Raw genomic sequence first — 15,829 nt, forward strand, 5'->3', positions numbered from 1 at the left:
CCGCCGTCCCCGCGCGACCGCCTGAGCGGCTCGGGCCCGCGCCCTCCTGAAGGCTCCCGGGGGGCGGGAGGGGGAGGGCGCTGCCAGGACCTTGCCCCCGCGACGGACGGGTGAGTGGCACGGATCACAGCGCAGGGAGGTGTGGGGGCGGAATGCGGGTCGCCGATACTTCCGTTCACTTAAGCAGGTGCAACAATGCGCGTGCACATACTGTTCGGTCTGCCTGTCGCCCCACGAGGAGCCCCACGTGACCTCCACCCCCGACGCCGCCGCCTCGCGCGCCGCCGAGATCCTCTCCCGACCGGTCTCCCTCAACGGCCTGACCGTGCCCAACCGCATCGTCATGGCGCCGATGACGCGGATGTTCTCCCCCGGCGGTGTCCCGGGTGAGGACGTGCTGTCGTACTACGCCCGCCGTGCCGCCGCGGGCGTCGGGCTCATCGTGACGGAGGGCACCTACGTCGGGCACGAGTCGGCCGGCGAGAGCGACCGGGTGCCGCGGTTCAGCGGTACGGAGCAGCTCGCCGGGTGGGCGAAGGTCGCCGACGCCGTGCACGCCGCGGGCGGCACGATCGTCCCGCAGCTGTGGCACATCGGCATGGTGCGCAAGCCGGGCCGGGCGCCGTACCCGGAGGCCCCCGCCGTCGGACCGTCCGGGCTGCGGCTCGACGGCACCGAGGGCACCGGCCGGGCGATGACGCAGCAGGACCTGGACGACGTCGTCGACGCCTTCGCCCGGGCCGCCGCCGACGCCGAGCGCATCGGGTTCGACGGGGTGGAGATCCACGGCGCCCACGGCTACCTGATCGACCAGTTCCTGTGGTCCGGCACCAACCGCCGGACCGACGCCTACGGCGGCGACCCGGTCGCCCGCACCCGCTTCGCCGCCGAGGTCACGGCGGCCGTGCGGGCCGCGGTCTCCCCGTCCTTCCCCGTGATCTTCCGGTACTCGCAGTGGAAGCAGGAGGCCTACGACGCCCGGCTCGCCGGGACTCCGCAGGAGCTGGAGGCGATCCTGGCCCCGATCGCCGCGGCCGGCGCCGACGCCTTCCACGCCTCCACCCGGCGCTACTGGCTGCCGGAGTTCGAGGGCGCCGACCTCAACCTGGCCGGCTGGACGAAGAAGCTGACCGGCAAGCCGGCCATCACCGTCGGCTCGGTCGGCCTGGACGGCGACTTCATCAAGGCCTTCCAGGGCCAGGGTGCCGAGCTGGGCGACCTCGACAACCTCCTCGACCGGATGGAGCGCGACGAGTTCGACCTGGTCGCCGTCGGCCGGGCGCTCCTCCAGGACCCGCTGTGGGCGCAGAAGGTGCTGGCGGGCCGCTACGACGAGCTGAAGCCGTACGACGCCGCCGCGCTGAAGACGCTCAGCTGACCCGTCACGGGTCCGGCGACGGCCGGGGCGCGTCCCGCGCCCCGGCCGTCCGCTGTTTCCCGGCGGGGCGGCGCCATCCCACGGCAGCGGGACGCGGGCGAAGCGCCGGCGGTCCCGGCCGCGCCGGGCGCCGGACCGGGCGGGACGGCGGCGTGCGGCGCCAGGGCTGCCGCCGTCACGGGCTGCCCATGGGCTCGATGTCCACCTTCACGGGCGTGCCCCACACCCGCAGCACCTCGTAGTCGGTGAACTCGTGCACGAGCCGGTACGCCGTCGCCGCCCGCGGCCCGCGCCGCTGCGCGGCCAGGTAGAGCTCGGCCTCGCGGCGGTCGTGGCGCGGTGTGCCGCACAGCTGCCACTCGCGCCCGTTCCACATCTCCGGCAGCCAGCGCTGCTGCGGCTGCGGGCGGTCGCCGCGGACGCCGTAGCGGGTCGGGACCCGCTCCACGGCCCCGGCCGGCTGCCGGGGCCGGGCGTAGGCACCGTTGACCTCCGAGCGGCGGGCGGCACGGCGCCGCGTCTCACACAGCAGGCACAGGTCGGGGGCGCTCTCGTCGACGGGGCCGGTCGGGTGCTCGGCGCAGCGGGTGCGGGCGGCGGCACCCGTGAGGCCGTCCTCCAGCAGGTCCAGGGCCCGCCGCAGATCCGCCCCGACCTCGTGCAGCCGGGCGTCCGGCGTGTCGGCGGACAGGGACTCCCCGTGCTCCCCGAGCAGCCGGAGGGCGCGCCCGAGGGCGGTCAGCTGGGCATGGTTCATGGGGCCAGTGTGCGCGACCGCGGACCACGGCCACCACCGCTTCCGGTCCGGTGCGCGTCCCTCGTGGTGCGGGCGGCCCCGTCCGGCCGGAACAGCGCGTACGTCGCCACGAAGCCCACCGCGTACCCGGTCAGCAGACCGCCCGCGTAGATGGCCGCCGTCTCCGCCGGCCCGCGGTTGCCCGCCAGCAGCGGGAACAGGGCCCAGCCCGACGGTCCGATCGCCGTGGCGCCGACCCGGTCGCCGAGCATGGCGAACAGGCCGATGAAGGCACCCCCGGCCGCCCCGCCCGCGCACGCCGTCAGGAAGGGGCGGCCGAGCGGCAGGGACACCCCGTAGACCAGCGGCTCGCCCACGCCCAGCAGTCCGGCCGGCAGCGCGGACCTGATGGTCGCGCGCAGGGAGGCGTCGTGGCGGAGCCGGACGTAGACCGCCAGGGACGCGCCGACCTGCCCCGCGCCCGCCATCGCCAGCACGGGGAGGAGGGCGGTGGCGCCCTGCTCGTCGATGAGGGTGGCGTGGAGGGGGATCAGCGCCTGGTGCAGGCCCAGCATGACGAGGGGGAGGAAGAGGCCGCCCAGGACCAGGCCCGCGACGGCGCCGGTCGTCGACAGCAGCCAGGTCGCCCCCGTGCCGATCGCGGTGGAGACCGCCCCGGCGGCGTACATCAGGCCGTAGAGCGTGGCCAGGCCCGCGACCAGGACCGTCACGGTGGGGGTGAGGAGCGTGTCGAGGGCGTCCGGGAAGCGGCCCCGGCACCACTTCTCCACGTACGTCCCGAGCAGCGCCGCCGCCAGGGCGCCCAGGACGCCTCCCTGACCGGGGGAGAGGGCCACCCCGAACACCGTCACCTTCGCCACGCCGGGGTAGACGACCACCGCGGCGACCGCGCCGCCCAGCACCGGGGTGCCGCCGAACTCCTTCGCCGTGTTGTGCCCGACGAACACCGCGACGAGCGCCATGAACGCCGACGCCACCGCCGCGAGCGCCGGGGTCAGGCCCGGCAGCAGGCCGGCGTTCACCAGCAGCCCGTTCAGGCCGGCGAGGATGCCGCAGCCGACCAGAGCCGGGATGAGCGGCACGAAGACGTCGGCGACGCGGCGCAGGGCGAGCTTGAGCGGGGTGGCGTTGCGCCGCCGCCGCTGCTCCCGCAGCCGTGCGCCGCGCGCCGCCAGCGCGGGCGCCGTCCCCGGCCGGGCCGGCACCCCGCCCCGTGCCGTCCCCGTCCCCGCCGCGACCGACTCGCCCACCGCCGGGGGCAGCACAGCCGCGCCTCCGGGTGCCGGGGCGGTCAGCGCCTCGACCTGCGCCGTCACCGCCGCCACCGTCCCCGGGCCCAGGACCACCTGGCAGCCTGCGTCGGCCACCACGCCGAGCACTCCGGGCACGGCCCGCAGCGCCTCCTCGTCGACGAGCGACGGGTCGGCGAGCGCCAGGCGCAGGCGGGTCATGCAGTGGGCGACGGACGTGATGTTGGCGGTGCCGCCGACCAGCGGGAGGATCGCGGCGGCCGTCTCACGGGGATGGATGCGCACCCTGAGAGCGTGCGGCTCAGCCCCTCGCCGCGGCCAGCGCGGCACGCAGCCGGCCGCCGGACTCCACCAGAAGGCGGGCGGCCGTCGGGCCGTCGACACCGGCCAGCAGGGCCAGGACGGCGATCTTCACCTCGCCGCCGGCGGCCTCCAGCGCCGCCTCGACCTCGTCCTCCCCGGCCCCGGTGGCCAGGGCGACGATCCGCCGGGAGCGGGCGCGCAGCTTGTCGTTGGAGGCGCGGACGTCGACCATCAGGTTCCCGTAGGTCTTGCCCAACCGGATCATCGTGATCGTCGACAGCATGTTGAGGACCAGCTTCTGCGCCGTTCCGGCCTTCAGCCGGGTGGAGCCGGTGACGAGTTCCGGGCCCACCACGACCTCGATGCCGTGCTCGGCCGCGGCCGCGAGCGCGCTGCCCGTGTTGCACGACAGCCCGATCGTCAGGGCACCGCGTGCGCGGGCGTGTTCCACTGCGCCGACGGCGTAGGGGGTGCGGCCGGAGGCGGAGACGCCGACCACGCTGTCGTCCGGGGTCAGCCCCAGGGCGTCGAGGTCGGCCCTGGCCAGCTTCCCGGAGTCCTCGGCGTCCTCGACCGAGGTCAGCATCGCCCGCGGACCGCCCGCGATCAGGCCGACGACCTGCGCCGGGTCGGTGTTGAAGGTGGGCGGGCACTCGGAGGCGTCCAGGACGCCCAGCCGGCCCGCGGTGCCCGCACCGGCGTAGAGGAGTCTCCCGCCGCGCCCCATGCGCTCGGCGACGGCGTCGATCGCGGAGGCGATCTGCGGGAGGCACCCGGCGACCGCCGCGGGCACGGTGGCGTCCTCGGCGTTCATCAGGCGGGCGAGGTCCAGGGTCGGCAGCAGGTCGATGTCGGCGAACTCGGGACGGAACGCCTCGGTGGTGAGGGCGGAGAGTTCGGTGAGGAGGTCGCGGGGGCCGGGGGTGGAGGTCATGAGGGAGCGGCTCTTTCTGGGTGCGGTGAGATGTCCGTCCCGGGCTCGGGTGGCTGCGCGACCGGCCACACGAGCCCGCGGCGACCCGGAACCCGCCGGGCCTGCGGGCTACTTGCGGTGCCGGTGCGCCAGTGCCTCGTACGACGCCGCGAGCGCCGGTGCCGCGGTGTCGTACGTCCGCTGCGCCACGCCCACGAAGAGGCAGTCCACGACCAGCAGTTGGCTGGTCCGCGAGGACATCGCGGCGGGGCGCAGCCCGGTCTCCCGGGAGGTCGAGGTGGTCAGCACGTGGTCGGCGTACTGGGTGACGGCGCTGTTCGGCCGCCCGGTGATGGCGACGGTGGTCGCGCCGTGCTCGAAGGCGACCCGCAGTGGTTCGATGACGTCACCGGTGGAACCGGAGTGGGTGATGGCGATCGCCACGTCCCCGGAACGCAGTTGGACGGCGTTGGTGACGGCGAGGTGCGGATCGCCGTGGGCGTGGGCTATCAGCCCTATCCGCAACAGCTTCTGGGCGAGGTCCTGGGCGACCAGTCCGGAGGCGCCGATGCCGTACACGTCGACACGGCGGGCGGCGGCCGCGGCGGTGACGGCGGCCCCGAGCTGGGCGGTGTCCAGGCCGGCGGCGGTGTCCGCGAGGGTCTGCCGCTCCTCGCAGGCGAGTTTGGCGACCACGTCGGCGATCGGGTCGTCGACCGAGATGCCGGGGGTGATGGTGGGCGCGCGGCCCGACTGCTGCTGGGCGGCGAGGCCGGCCAGGGCGAGGCGCAGGTCGCGGTAGCCGGGGTAGCCCAGGAGGCGGGCGGTGCGCACGACCGTCGCCTCGCTGGTGCCGGTGCGTTCGGCGAGGCCGGTGACCGTGAGGGCGGCGCAGCCGGCGGGGTCGTTCGCGACGGCCTCGGCGACGCGCTGCACGGAGCGGGTCATCGTGGGGGCGAGCGTGCGCACCTTGGAGGTCAGCGCGCCGCCGAAAATTTCCTTCACGTCCCGGGTCACTCCTGAAAGGTATTTTCGGCTCGGGTCGGGGTCAAGAGCGCGCACAATGGGGGGATGGATCCCGTCAGCCCCCTGGAACAGGCCCTGCACGCGGCGCGCGCCCTGGTGCTCGCCGATCTCGTCGCGCACGAGGTCGCCGAGGCGGACGTGGTCTCGCTGGTGGAGGAGTCCGTCGCCCAGCGGCGCTGGTGGGTCGAGCAGTGGCCGGAGGGCGCCGGTTTCGTCGCGGGGCTGGTCGCCCAGGACGTGCAGGACGCCCTGCTGGACCGGTACGGCCGCTGGCCGCTGTGCCCGGTCTGCGGCGCCGGCGATCCGCACGCCCTGGAGGTCGAGCCGGAACTGGGGCCCGACCCGCACTGGGTGTGTCACCAGGCGGGTGTGAAGGTCGCCGCGGTGGGATCGCTGGGCGGGGCGGTCGGCGGGGCGCCCCCGTCGTGACCGTCTACATCGATCCGCCCAGCTGGCCGGGGCACGGCCGCCTCTGGTCGCACCTGGTCAGCGACAGCTCCTACGGCGAACTGCACGCCTTCGCCGCCCGGTTGGGCGTGCCGCCGCGGGCCTTCGAACGCGACCACTACGACATCCCCTCCCACCGGTACGCCGACGCGGTGGGCGCGGGCGCGGTGGAGGTGAGCAGCCGGGAGGTGGTCCGGCTGCTGCACGGTGCCGGGCTGCGCCGGCGCAAGCGCCGCGCCGTCCCCGGCGGGACACCCGGCGCGGCGCAGGACGCCCGTTGAGCCGGCCGCGCGGCGCCCTCCGCGCGGCGCCCCGGCACTTCGAGGAGGAGGTGCCGGCGGGGGGCGCCGCGGACGGGCGCGCCCCTCGCGGCCGGTGCGGCGGAGCCGTCACCGGCGGCGCACGTACAACCGCAGCCCCGGTTCCAGGTCGTGCTGTTCGCGGGCCGTCCGTTCCTCCTCCACCGTCACCCGGGTGAATCCGGCCCGCTCCGCCACCCCCTGCGAGGCGCCGTTGCCGTCGTCGATGGCGGCGCACAGCAGCCGTACGCCGTCCCGCTCCAGTGCCCAGTCGGCGAGCGCCGTGAGCGCCTCGCTCGCGTAGCCGTGGCCGCGGGCGGACTCGGCGAGGTCGTAGCCGACCTCGGCCCGCTGCTCGTCGTCGGGTGCGCCGTGGAATCCCATGCCGCCGACGGCCCGCCCGTCCTCCTCCCGCACCAGGACGAAGAGCCCCCACTCCGGGCGGTGTACGCCCGCCTCGTACGTCTTGACGACCATGCCGGCGGCGTCGCGGGTGCCCTGGAACGGGCCGTCCTCGACCCAGGCGAAGCCGCCGTCGCCGCCGAGGACCAGGTCGCGGGCGGCGGCCGGGGTGACGCCGTGCAGGGTGAGGCGGCCGGCGGGGACGACGGGGGGCAGGTACCAGTGCCACCGGGTGACGGGGGCGCGGTCGGGCAGGTCGGCGCGGCCGGTGGCCCACAGCAGGGTGGGCCAGGCGGCGGGGCCGGGCCGGACGTGCGGGAAGAGGTGGGTGAGGACGTCCTCGGCGAGTCCGGCGGGCGGCTCGTAGGCCAGGCCGAGCCCTTCGGCGATGTCGTGCGTGTGCAGCAGCACTTCCGTGACGCCCATCGCGGCGAAGCCGGCGCGGTCCGCGCCGCGGAAGGGGAACGGGTGGAAGGCGCGGGCCTCGCGGGGCGCGGTGCGCACGGCCGCGGCGAGCAGGGCGCCGGTCGTCGCGATCACCTCCAGGACGTCCGCGTTGTCGGCCGGTTCGAGGCCGTCCTCGCTGCCGTCGAAGGTGATCTCGAAGGGGGCGTACCGGTTCTGCACCCGGCCCGCCAACTGGCCCGCGTAGGCGATGAGATCGCTCGCGATGTGCTCGGCCGTGTGCCGGCAGCTCCATTCCAGCCGGCCGGCCCGGACCCCGTCCCAGTCCCGGCCCGCCGCCGGCCGCAAGGTCTCCAGGCAGCTCCCGACGGCCTGCTCCACCTGATCTCCGCCCACGATGCGCATGCGGGCAGCGTAGGCGGGCCCCCTCGGTCAGGGCGACAGCATTTCCAGCTCGGCGGTGAGGTTGCGGCGGGCGGTCGCGGCCCAGTTCTCCTGACCGTACGGAGTCCTGAACAACCGTGGCAGGTCCAGGAGTTGGCGCAGGATCGCGGCGCGGCCGGAGCGGAAGAGGTCGCTCGGCACGAAGTGGTACTCCTCGCGCACCGCCGCGGTGTAGGCGGCGTACGCGGCCGGCGGCGCGGCGAGGATCGCCAGGTCGGCGTCGCACAGGACCTGGCCGTCGCGGTCGTCGTCGGCGGGGTCGTGGGTGACGGTGAGCCGGACCAGGCGGGCGACCTCGTCGGTCCTCGCCCGTGGCACCCCGGCCTCGGCCAGGGCGCGTTCGGCGAGGCGGGCGGAGCGTTCCTCGTTCTCGGACCGGTCGGGCAGGTAGACCGCGTCGTGGAACCAGGCCGCCAGGCGCACGGCGCCGGTGTCGGCGGCGTACCCCGCCAGCACGTCGATGTGGTCCAGGACCGCGGTGAGGTGCGTGAGCGTGTGGTAGTGGCGCTGCGGCTCCTGCCAGCGGGCGAGCAGGTCGTCGGCGTAGGGCGACGGATCGGGGCCGGAGGCCCGGTCCCGTGCGTCGAGCAGGGTGCGGGCGAAGCGTGCGCGCAGGGCGTCGAGGTCGGCCATGCGGACATTGTGCCGCCGGTGCGACCCGCGCCGGGGCGCGGGTTCCGGCGCCGCGTGCGGCCGTAAGGGGGCGACATGTCCGCGGCCGGGCGCGGAGGGTGGGGCCTGTGGCGCGGGGTGCGGGCGTACTCTTGAATTGGACTAGACCTGTAGCCGCCGTCGACGACCATGAATGGGGTCCCATGAGCAAGCGTGCAGTCCTGGAGGTGATCGCACTCGACGTCGAGGACGCGGTCGCCGCGCAGGCCGGAGGTGCGGACCGGCTGGAGCTGGTCGCCGACATGGCCGCCGACGGGCTCACCCCGTCCGTGGTGACCTTCGCCGGGATCCGTGCCGCGGTCGACATCGGCCTGCGTGTGATGCTGCGGCTGGCGGACGGCTTCGCCGCCGGGGACGTCCCACGGCTCGCGGGCGTCGCCGGGGAGCTGAGGGCCGCCGGGGCCGAGGAGTTCGTGCTCGGATTCCTGGACGCCGACGGCGCGGTGGACCTGGCGGCCGTCGAGCAGGTCGTCTCGGTGCTGGAAGGGTGCCGCTGGACCTTCCACCGCGCCATAGACCGCGCCGCCGACCGGGACGCGCTGCGCAAGGCGCTCGACGGACTGCCCGGGCTGGACACCTATCTGACGGCCGGGTCCGCCGACGGCGTCGACGACGGGCTCCCCACCCTGCTCGCGGAGGCCCGGCTGCGCGGGGAGCCGGGGTACGAGCCGCAGATCCTGGTGGGCGGCGGGCTGCGGCTGGACCATGTGCCGTACCTGGCGGCCGCCGGGATCGACGGCTTCCACATCGGCGGAGCCGCGCGACCGGGCGGCTGGGCGGGCCCGGTCTCGGCGCAGGCGGTCGAGGAGTGGCGGCAGGCGCTGGACGCGGGCACCCCGGTCGCCTGACCCGACCGGTCCCGCACCGCACGGGGCGTGCGACCCGCCCGACGCCGGCGCCCCCGGCGCCCGGTGGGTGCCGCCGGGTGCCACCGGGGTCCGGGCCGGTGCTGCGGCGGCGTGCCGGAACCGCGGTGGCCGTCAGGCCAGTTGAGGCGGCAGCGGCGCCGCGTGCGTCACGACCAGCCCGGACACCGCTCGGGTGAGGGCCACGTACAGGCGACGCAGGCCGGTGCGCTCGTCCGGTTCGCCGTCCACCACCGCCTGCGGTTCGTCGAGAACGACATAGTCGTACTCCAGGCCCTTGGCCAGGGACGCCGGGACCAGGGTCAGCCGGGTCAGCTCGGTCGTCTCCTCACCCGGAGCCAGATACCCGATCCCCGCCGCCGTCAGGGCCGCGGCGAGTGCCGGGACCCGGGCGTCGGCCGCGATCAGGCCGGTCGAGCCCTCGTTGCGGAGCAGCTCCGCGCAGGCGGCGACCACGTCGGCGGTCTCCGCCACGGTGCGCAGGTCGAAGAACCCCGGGTTCTCACGGACCGAGGCCACCGGCGCGAGCCCCGGGGCGATGTGCGGCAGCAGGCGGGAGGCGTAGGCGATGACGTCGGTGGGGACACGGAAGCCCGCCGTCAGCTCCTCCACCACCGCGTCCGACTTGCCCAGGTGGGCCAGTGCCTCACTCCAGCTCCGCGTCGCCCAGGGCGTGGTGCCCTGCGCCAGATCGCCGAGGACGGTCGCCGAACCGGTGGTGCAGCGACGGCCCACCGCCCGGTACTGCATGGGAGACAGATCCTGCGCCTCGTCGAGCACCACGTGCCCCAGGGAGTGCGTGCGCCGGACCAGGTCGGCCGCCTCGTCGACGAGGACGGCGTCCGCCGCCGACCACTTCGCCGACCTCACGCTCCGCGCCGGCCTCGCCCAGAGGACGGCCTTCTGCTCGTCCTCGCCGAGCACCCCCCGCGCGTGCTCGGCGAGGAACGCCGCGTCCGTCAGCAGGCGCAGCACGAGCTTCGCCGGGTCGACGGCCGGCCACAGGGCCTTCACCGCCGCCTTCACCGCGCTGTTGCGGGCCACCGCGTCCTGCACCCGGTCGTCCGGCGCCTCGCCCGAGCGCTCCATCTGCACCAGCACGGCGTGCGCGATACGCTGCGGCAGGGCCTCGCGGGCGGCACCGTAGCGGATGTCGCGGTCGAGCAACTCGCGGACGATCTCCTCCAGTTCGCAGGCCGGAACCCGCCACCGCCGCGAACCGCGCACCACGACGACCGGCTCGGTCGGCAGGGCCACGTGCGAGCGCAGCGCCCTCCTGAGCACCTCGGCCATCCGGGCGTCGCCCTTGACGAGCGCCGCGGCGGCCCCGTCCGTACCGCGCACCTCCACGTGCGCCACCAGGTCGTCGACCGTGGCCTGCTGCACGCTCAACTCGCCCAGCGCCGGCAGGACCTGCTCGATGTAGTGAAGGAAGGACCGGTTCGGCCCGATGACGAGCGTGCCGGTGCGGGCCAGCCGCTCCCGGTGGGCGTAGAGGAGGTAGGCCACCCGGTGCAGACCGACCGCGGTCTTCCCGGTCCCCGGGCCGCCCTGCACACACACCGTGCCGCCCAGCCCCGACCGCACGATCTCGTCCTGCTCGGGCTGGATGGTGGCGACGATGTCCCGCATCGGGCCGACCCGCGGACGTTCGATCTCCTGCTGGAGCAGCTTGCTGGTACGGGCCGCCTCCCCCGGGTCGGACAGGTGCTCGTCCTCGTACGCCGTGAGCTCGCCGCCGGTGTAGCCGAAACGGCGGCGCAGCCCGACGTCCATCGGGTCCTTCTTCGACGCCCGGTAGAACGGCTGCGACACCGGCGCACGCCAGTCGATCACCATCGGATCGCCCTCGGCGTCGTGCACGTGACGGCGCCCGATGTAGAAGCGCTCGCCCCGGGCCCCCTCGGCCTGCTCCGCGCCGGGTGCGTGCAGGTAGTCGAGCCGGCCGAAGAACAGGGGCGTGCCGCTGAGGTCGGCCAGGGCCTTGATCCGCTCGTCGATCTGGTGGGCCAGCGCCTTGGCGTTCACCCAGTTCGCGGTCACGTCGCTGATGTCGAGCGCCTCGACGTCCTCGCGCATCGCCCGCAGAGCGGCACGTGAGGAGGCCAGGTGGGCTCGCTCGCGCGCGAGCGGGTCGTCAAAGGGCGCGGCGGTGGTCGCGGCGGCGGGCGTGGACAAGGGGGTGCCTCCGGAAGGCCTGTCACGGGGGGTGACGGGGGACGACTTCTGGGACCGTCCGGTTACCGACCGGGCGGCGGCGCTCCGGTGAAGGGAGGCGGGCAAGAGCGGAGATTCTAGGCGACGGGCGGAAGGCGCGGCCAGCGTATTTCCCGGCCCGCACGGGCCGTCGGCCCCTAGGGGACGCGGGCCGGACCGCCCCGGGGAATCACCGGGGCCGGAGCATCCCCCGGACCGATGCGGTCCTTATGTCGGAAATACCACCATGGAGACATGAGTGCAGCGACCCTGTCCCCCGCCCCCGAGCCCGTCCGTCCGACCGGCGCCACCTCTGTCGTCGGGACCCACCGCCACCCCCTGGGCGACGCCCTGCGCGCCGTCCGGGTCTTCGTCCGCGCCGCGTTCGACGTGATCGTCCTGGGCGAGTACGGGGAGGAGGCGGGCGTACGGCGCCGAGGGCGCCCTGAGTGACCCCGGCGCGGCGCCGCCGTCCGGCATGCCCCAGCGCCCCGCCGGCCGCCGGGTGCTGCCCCGGCCACGACGCCGGCCGGTCCACCGCGCCGGGCCGCCGCTGCCTCCGCGCTGCCGTCGGCGATCATCCCGCCGCCGCGATCCGGCACCGGGTGTCCCGCACCTCCCCGCCAGGAACAGCTCCCTGGCCTGCGGCGTTCCCGCCGCCCTCACACCTCCCCGGCCAGCAGCTCGTCCGCGTCCACGATCCGGTAGGCGTACCCCTGCTCCGCCAGGAACCGCTGCCGGTGCGCGGCGAAGTCCTGGTCGATGGTGTCCCGGGCCACCACGGAGTAGAAGTGGGCCTGGTGGCCGTCGGACTTCGGACGCAGCACCCGGCCCAGGCGCTGGGCCTCCTCCTGGCGGGAGCCGAAGGTGCCCGACACCTGGACGGCGACCGTGGCCTCCGGCAGGTCGATGGAGAAGTTGGCGACCTTCGACACGACCAGGACGCTGATCTCGCCCTCCCGGAACGCGTCGAAGAGCTTCTCCCGCTGCGCGTTGGAGGTCTCGCCCTTGATCACCGGCGCGCCGAGATGCTCCCCCAGCTCGTCCAGCTGGTCGATGTACTGGCCGATGACGAGGATCTGCTGGCCCGCGAACCGGCGGACGATCGCCTCGGTGACCTTCCGCTTGGTGTCCGTCGTCGCACAGAAGCGGTACTTCTCCTCCGTCTCGGCCGTCGCGTACGCGAGCCGCTCGGAGTCGGTCAGGTTCACCCGGACCTCGACGCAGTCGGCGGGCGCGATGTAGCCCTGCGCCTCGATCTCCTTCCACGGCGCGTCGAACCGCTTCGGACCGATCAGGGAGAAGACGTCGGACTCCCGCCCGTCCTCCCGCACCAGCGTCGCGGTCAGGCCGAGGCGGCGGCGGGCCTGGAGATCGGCGGTGAACTTGAAGACGGGGGCGGGCAGCAGGTGCACCTCGTCGTAGACGATCAGACCCCAGTCCCGGGAGTCGAACAGCTCCAGATGCGGGTAGACGCCCTTGCGCCGCGTCGTCAGCACCTGGTACGTGGCGATGGTGACGGGCCGGATCTCCTTCCGCGTGCCGCTGTACTCGCCGATCTCGTCCTCGGTCAGCGACGTCCGCCTCACCAGCTCGTGCTTCCACTGCCGCGCCGAGACCGTGTTGGTGACGAGGATCAGCGTCGTCGACTTGGCCTGTGACATCGCCCCGGCCCCGACCAGCGTCTTGCCCGCGCCACAGGGCAGGACGACCACACCGGACCCGCCGTGCCAGAAGTTCTCCACCGCCTGCTTCTGGTACGGCCGCAGGGCCCAGCCGTCCTCGTGCAGCTCGATGGGGTGGGCCTCGCCGTCGACGTACCCGGCGAGGTCCTCCGCGGGCCAGCCCAGCTTGAGCAGGGTCTGCTTGATCTGGCCGCGTTCGGACGGGTGCACGACGACGGTGTCCGGGTCGATCCGCGCGCCGACCAGCGGGGCCACCCGCTTGGAGCGCAGCACCTCCTCCAGCACCGGCCGGTCGGTGCTGGCCAGCACCAGCCCGTGCGCCGGATGCTTCAGCAGACTGAGCCGCCCGTAGCGGTCCATCGTCTCGGCGACGTCGACGAGCAACGCGTGCGGCACGGGGTAGCGGCTGTACTGCACCAGCGCGTCCACCACCTGCTCGGCGTCGTGGCCGGCCGCCCGCGCGTTCCACAGCCCGAGGGGTGTCACCCGGTAGGTGTGGATGTGCTCGGGTGCCCGCTCCAGTTCCGCGAAGGGCGCGATGGCGCGACGGCACGCGTCGGCCTGCTCGTGGTCGACCTCCAGGAGCAGCGTCTTGTCCGACTGGACGATTAGGCAGGACACACATACCTCCGCAGATAGGGTCGTCTCGTGACAGAAACAACGCCTGTCACAGCACGGGCTATGCCCCGTGCCCGACGCCGGAAGGGCGTCCCGGCCAGCGCGCCGGGGATGCGCGCCGCTATCTATGTTCGCCTATCGCGCGAAACCGACGAGACGACTTCGCCGGAACGCCAGCGCGCGGCCTGTGAAGCGTTGTGCGAGGCACGCGGCTGGGAGGTCGTGGCCGCCGAGGAGGACATCGACGTCTCGGGCTTCTCGCGTGGGCTCGACCGGCCGGGACTGCAACGCATCCTGACCAAACTCGCCGAGCTGGACGTGATCGTGTTCTTCAAGATCGACCGGCTTGCGCGCTCGACGGTCGACTTCGCGGAGATCATGCGACTCGCCGAGCACCAGAACGTGGCGCTCGCGTCGGCGACGGAGCCGTTCGACCTCACGTCGTCCATGGGCCGGGCCATGGCGAAGGTCATCGCGGTCTTCGCCGAGCTGGAGTCCGACACCATCGGGATGCGGGTGTCCAGCGCGCACGAGCACCTGCGCCGCGAGGGCCGCTACACCGGCGGTCGGGTCCCGTACGGGTACATGGTCGTCCCCAACCCCAACGGGGAGGGCAAGGTCCTCGCGGTCAACGAGGACGAGGCCGAGACGATCAAGCGGATCGTGGAGCGGATCCTGGCCAAGGACTCGCTCATGCAGATCATCAACGATCTCAACAAGGAGGGCGTCCCGTCGCCCGGCCACTCCTCACGCCAGACCACGGGCAAACGCAGCGACTCCAAGCAGTGGTACACGACGACGCTGCGGAGCTTGCTGGGCAACCCCCAGTTGCTCGGCCAGGTCATCGAGGACGGAAAGCCGATCCTGCGGACGGACGGCCTGCCCCTGGTCAACCGCCCGCCGATCCTCGACAAGGACACCTGGCAGGCGCTCCAGAACGAGTTGGCGCGCCGGGCCAATCCCGGTGAGAAGCGCCGGGAGGGGACGTCGCTGCTGCGCGGCATCATGCACTGCGGAGTCTGCGGAGAGCGCATGTACACCTTCAGCGGGCGCAACGGTCAGCTTCGGTACCGGTGCATCGGCCCGCTGAAGTACCGCCAGCGGGCGGCCAAGGGGGAGGAGAAGCCGGGCGTGAAGTGCTACGGGCCGACCGTGGCGGGGGTGACCACCGAGGAGCACGTCACCGAGCAGTTCCTCGCGAAGTACGGGCACCTTGCCGTGATGCGGATGGTCCAGGAGGCCGGCGAGGACTTCCGCCCGCAGATCAGGCAGGCCGAGGAAGCGCTGGCCGACCCGCAAAAGGATCGCTACGACCGGGGCCTGTTCAAGGGCGACGACGGAGCGATCCGGTACGCGGAGCAGTACGCCAAGCTGGAAGAGCGACTGGCGACCCTGAAGGAGAGACAGCGAACGGCGAAGCCGGGCGGCGTGAAGGCGGAGCCGACCGGCGAGACGCACGCCGAGCAGTGGAAGCGCTCGGACGTGGCTGGTAAGCGAGATCTGCTGTTGAACGCGGGCGGCTACGTGGAGGTGGCACCCGCGCGGCGTGGCGGCAAGAAGCTGGACACGTCGCGTCTGTCGGTGTACTTCGGCGAGGAGGGGCACATGCGGCGGGCGGCAGCGGCGAAGGAGAGCGGACAGGAGGCCGAGGCGGCTGACAACCAGGGCTGACGCCGCGCGACGGCGATGCGCCACCGAGGCGAACTCGGCGATGTTGACGGCGCCTTGAACGCACTGAACGATCTGCTGGCCGTCCAACTGGAGGACGATCCTGACAGTCCGGACACCTACGCTACCCGGGCCGGCATCGCGGAGTGGACGGGTCGGCGCGGAGACCCGCAGCCGGCGGTCACCCTGTTGGAGGATCTACTCGCCGACCGGTTGCGAGTGCTTGGACCGGAGCATCCACACACCTTGTCCACCCGGCTGAACCTAGGACGATGGCGAACAGCCGCGGGCGACGCCGAACGAGCGGCGGGCGAGCTCTCCGTTCTCCTGCCCGAACAGATGGAAGTGCTCGGAGTCGACCACCCGTCGGTCGCGGCGACCCGCGCGGCCTTGGCTCGCGCGCTCTTGGACGCTGGCGGCAGCTTCGACGAGCGGACTTGATGGCGGCAATGATGGCGTAGGGGCCGTCGATCACTGCCGTCAGTGATCAGCCCAAGAGA

The 15,829-nt window shown here is 73.9% G+C and carries 15 protein-coding genes; 7 read left to right on the forward strand and 8 right to left on the reverse strand.

What is annotated here, in order from left to right:
- The first annotated feature begins 247 nt into the window (after positions 1–247).
- A complete protein-coding gene (locus I3F54_RS02100; protein WP_240116805.1) occupies positions 248–1,378 on the forward strand; it encodes an NADH:flavin oxidoreductase in 1,131 nt (376 codons plus the stop codon).
- Between the two features lie 175 nt (positions 1,379–1,553).
- Here the strand turns inward: I3F54_RS02100 and I3F54_RS02105 are convergent, their stop codons facing one another.
- The 4 genes from I3F54_RS02105 to I3F54_RS02120 form a co-directional block, all read right to left on the reverse strand.
- The gene (locus I3F54_RS02105) at positions 1,554–2,135 is read right to left on the reverse strand and encodes a hypothetical protein (RefSeq protein ID WP_240116806.1); all 582 of its coding nucleotides are present in this window, start codon (positions 2,133–2,135) and stop codon (positions 1,554–1,556) included.
- Complete coding sequence (locus I3F54_RS02110) at positions 2,132–3,670, reverse strand: PTS transporter subunit EIIC (protein WP_374205838.1); 1,539 nt, start codon at positions 3,668–3,670, stop codon at positions 2,132–2,134. The genes I3F54_RS02105 and I3F54_RS02110 overlap by 4 nt, the downstream gene beginning before the upstream one ends.
- Before the next feature lie 16 nt (positions 3,671–3,686).
- The gene (gene murQ, locus I3F54_RS02115; RefSeq protein ID WP_240116807.1) at positions 3,687–4,622 is read right to left on the reverse strand and encodes an N-acetylmuramic acid 6-phosphate etherase; all 936 of its coding nucleotides are present in this window, start codon (positions 4,620–4,622) and stop codon (positions 3,687–3,689) included.
- Positions 4,623–4,730: 108 nt separating this feature from the next.
- A complete protein-coding gene (locus I3F54_RS02120; RefSeq protein ID WP_240116808.1) occupies positions 4,731–5,618 on the reverse strand; it encodes a MurR/RpiR family transcriptional regulator in 888 nt (295 codons plus the stop codon).
- Positions 5,619–5,672: 54 nt separating this feature from the next.
- Here I3F54_RS02120 and I3F54_RS02125 point away from each other — a divergent pair, with 54 nt between their 5' ends.
- Both I3F54_RS02125 and I3F54_RS02130 read left to right on the forward strand, forming a co-directional pair.
- Entirely contained in the window at positions 5,673–6,056 is a 384-nt protein-coding gene (locus I3F54_RS02125; protein WP_240116809.1) for a hypothetical protein, read from the forward strand.
- Entirely contained in the window at positions 6,053–6,355 is a 303-nt protein-coding gene (locus I3F54_RS02130; RefSeq protein ID WP_240116810.1) for a DUF4031 domain-containing protein, read from the forward strand. The genes I3F54_RS02125 and I3F54_RS02130 overlap by 4 nt, the downstream gene beginning before the upstream one ends.
- A 108-nt stretch (positions 6,356–6,463) precedes the next feature.
- On the opposite strand, the gene I3F54_RS02135 is transcribed toward I3F54_RS02130, so the two are convergent.
- Both I3F54_RS02135 and I3F54_RS02140 read right to left on the reverse strand, forming a co-directional pair.
- The gene (locus I3F54_RS02135) at positions 6,464–7,585 is read right to left on the reverse strand and encodes a GNAT family N-acetyltransferase (protein WP_240116811.1); all 1,122 of its coding nucleotides are present in this window, start codon (positions 7,583–7,585) and stop codon (positions 6,464–6,466) included.
- A gap of 27 nt (positions 7,586–7,612) precedes the next feature.
- Positions 7,613–8,257 carry a hypothetical protein gene (locus I3F54_RS02140; protein ID WP_240116812.1) on the reverse strand — a complete coding sequence of 215 codons (645 nt, stop codon included), beginning with the start codon at positions 8,255–8,257 and terminating at the stop codon, positions 7,613–7,615.
- 182 nt (positions 8,258–8,439) lie between these two features.
- On the opposite strand from I3F54_RS02140, the gene I3F54_RS02145 reads away from it, so the two are divergent.
- Positions 8,440–9,144 carry a copper homeostasis protein CutC gene (locus I3F54_RS02145; RefSeq protein WP_240116813.1) on the forward strand — a complete coding sequence of 235 codons (705 nt, stop codon included), beginning with the start codon at positions 8,440–8,442 and terminating at the stop codon, positions 9,142–9,144.
- A gap of 132 nt (positions 9,145–9,276) precedes the next feature.
- On the opposite strand, the gene I3F54_RS02150 is transcribed toward I3F54_RS02145, so the two are convergent.
- On the reverse strand, positions 9,277–11,340 hold the full coding sequence (locus tag I3F54_RS02150; protein ID WP_240116814.1) for a UvrD-helicase domain-containing protein: 2,064 nt from the start codon (positions 11,338–11,340) through the stop codon (positions 9,277–9,279).
- Between the two features lie 273 nt (positions 11,341–11,613).
- Here I3F54_RS02150 and I3F54_RS02155 point away from each other — a divergent pair, with 273 nt between their 5' ends.
- Positions 11,614–11,811, forward strand: a complete 198-nt coding sequence (locus I3F54_RS02155; RefSeq protein ID WP_240116815.1) for a hypothetical protein — start codon at positions 11,614–11,616, stop codon at positions 11,809–11,811.
- A 209-nt stretch (positions 11,812–12,020) separates the two neighbouring features.
- Here the strand turns inward: I3F54_RS02155 and I3F54_RS02160 are convergent, their stop codons facing one another.
- Positions 12,021–13,664: a DNA repair helicase XPB gene (locus I3F54_RS02160; RefSeq protein WP_240116816.1), complete on the reverse strand. Its 1,644-nt coding sequence runs from the start codon at positions 13,662–13,664 to the stop codon at positions 12,021–12,023.
- Positions 13,665–13,772: 108 nt separating this feature from the next.
- Here I3F54_RS02160 and I3F54_RS02165 point away from each other — a divergent pair, with 108 nt between their 5' ends.
- Together I3F54_RS02165 and I3F54_RS02170 are read left to right on the forward strand one after the other, a co-directional pair.
- Entirely contained in the window at positions 13,773–15,332 is a 1,560-nt protein-coding gene (locus I3F54_RS02165) for a recombinase family protein (protein WP_240116817.1), read from the forward strand.
- A gap of 54 nt (positions 15,333–15,386) precedes the next feature.
- Positions 15,387–15,770: a tetratricopeptide repeat protein gene (locus I3F54_RS02170; protein ID WP_240116818.1), complete on the forward strand. Its 384-nt coding sequence runs from the start codon at positions 15,387–15,389 to the stop codon at positions 15,768–15,770.
- Positions 15,771–15,829: the final 59 nt, after the last annotated feature.

The organism is Streptomyces sp. MUM 2J (genome assembly GCF_022414535.1).
Taxonomy (GTDB): Bacteria; Actinomycetota; Actinomycetes; order Streptomycetales; family Streptomycetaceae; genus Streptomyces.

Coding starts and splice junctions, on each gene's coding strand:
- I3F54_RS02105 (WP_240116806.1), bottom strand. CDS start 2,135: ATGAACCATGCCCAGCTGACCGCCCTCGGGCGCGCCCTCCGGCTGCTC.
- murQ (WP_240116807.1), bottom strand. CDS start 4,622: ATGACCTCCACCCCCGGCCCCCGCGACCTCCTCACCGAACTCTCCGCC.
- I3F54_RS02125 (WP_240116809.1), top strand. CDS start 5,673: ATGGATCCCGTCAGCCCCCTGGAACAGGCCCTGCACGCGGCGCGCGCC.
- I3F54_RS02135 (WP_240116811.1), bottom strand. CDS start 7,585: ATGCGCATCGTGGGCGGAGATCAGGTGGAGCAGGCCGTCGGGAGCTGC.
- I3F54_RS02140 (WP_240116812.1), bottom strand. CDS start 8,257: ATGGCCGACCTCGACGCCCTGCGCGCACGCTTCGCCCGCACCCTGCTC.
- I3F54_RS02145 (WP_240116813.1), top strand. CDS start 8,440: ATGAGCAAGCGTGCAGTCCTGGAGGTGATCGCACTCGACGTCGAGGAC.
- I3F54_RS02155 (WP_240116815.1), top strand. CDS start 11,614: ATGAGTGCAGCGACCCTGTCCCCCGCCCCCGAGCCCGTCCGTCCGACC.
- I3F54_RS02165 (WP_240116817.1), top strand. CDS start 13,773: ATGCGCGCCGCTATCTATGTTCGCCTATCGCGCGAAACCGACGAGACG.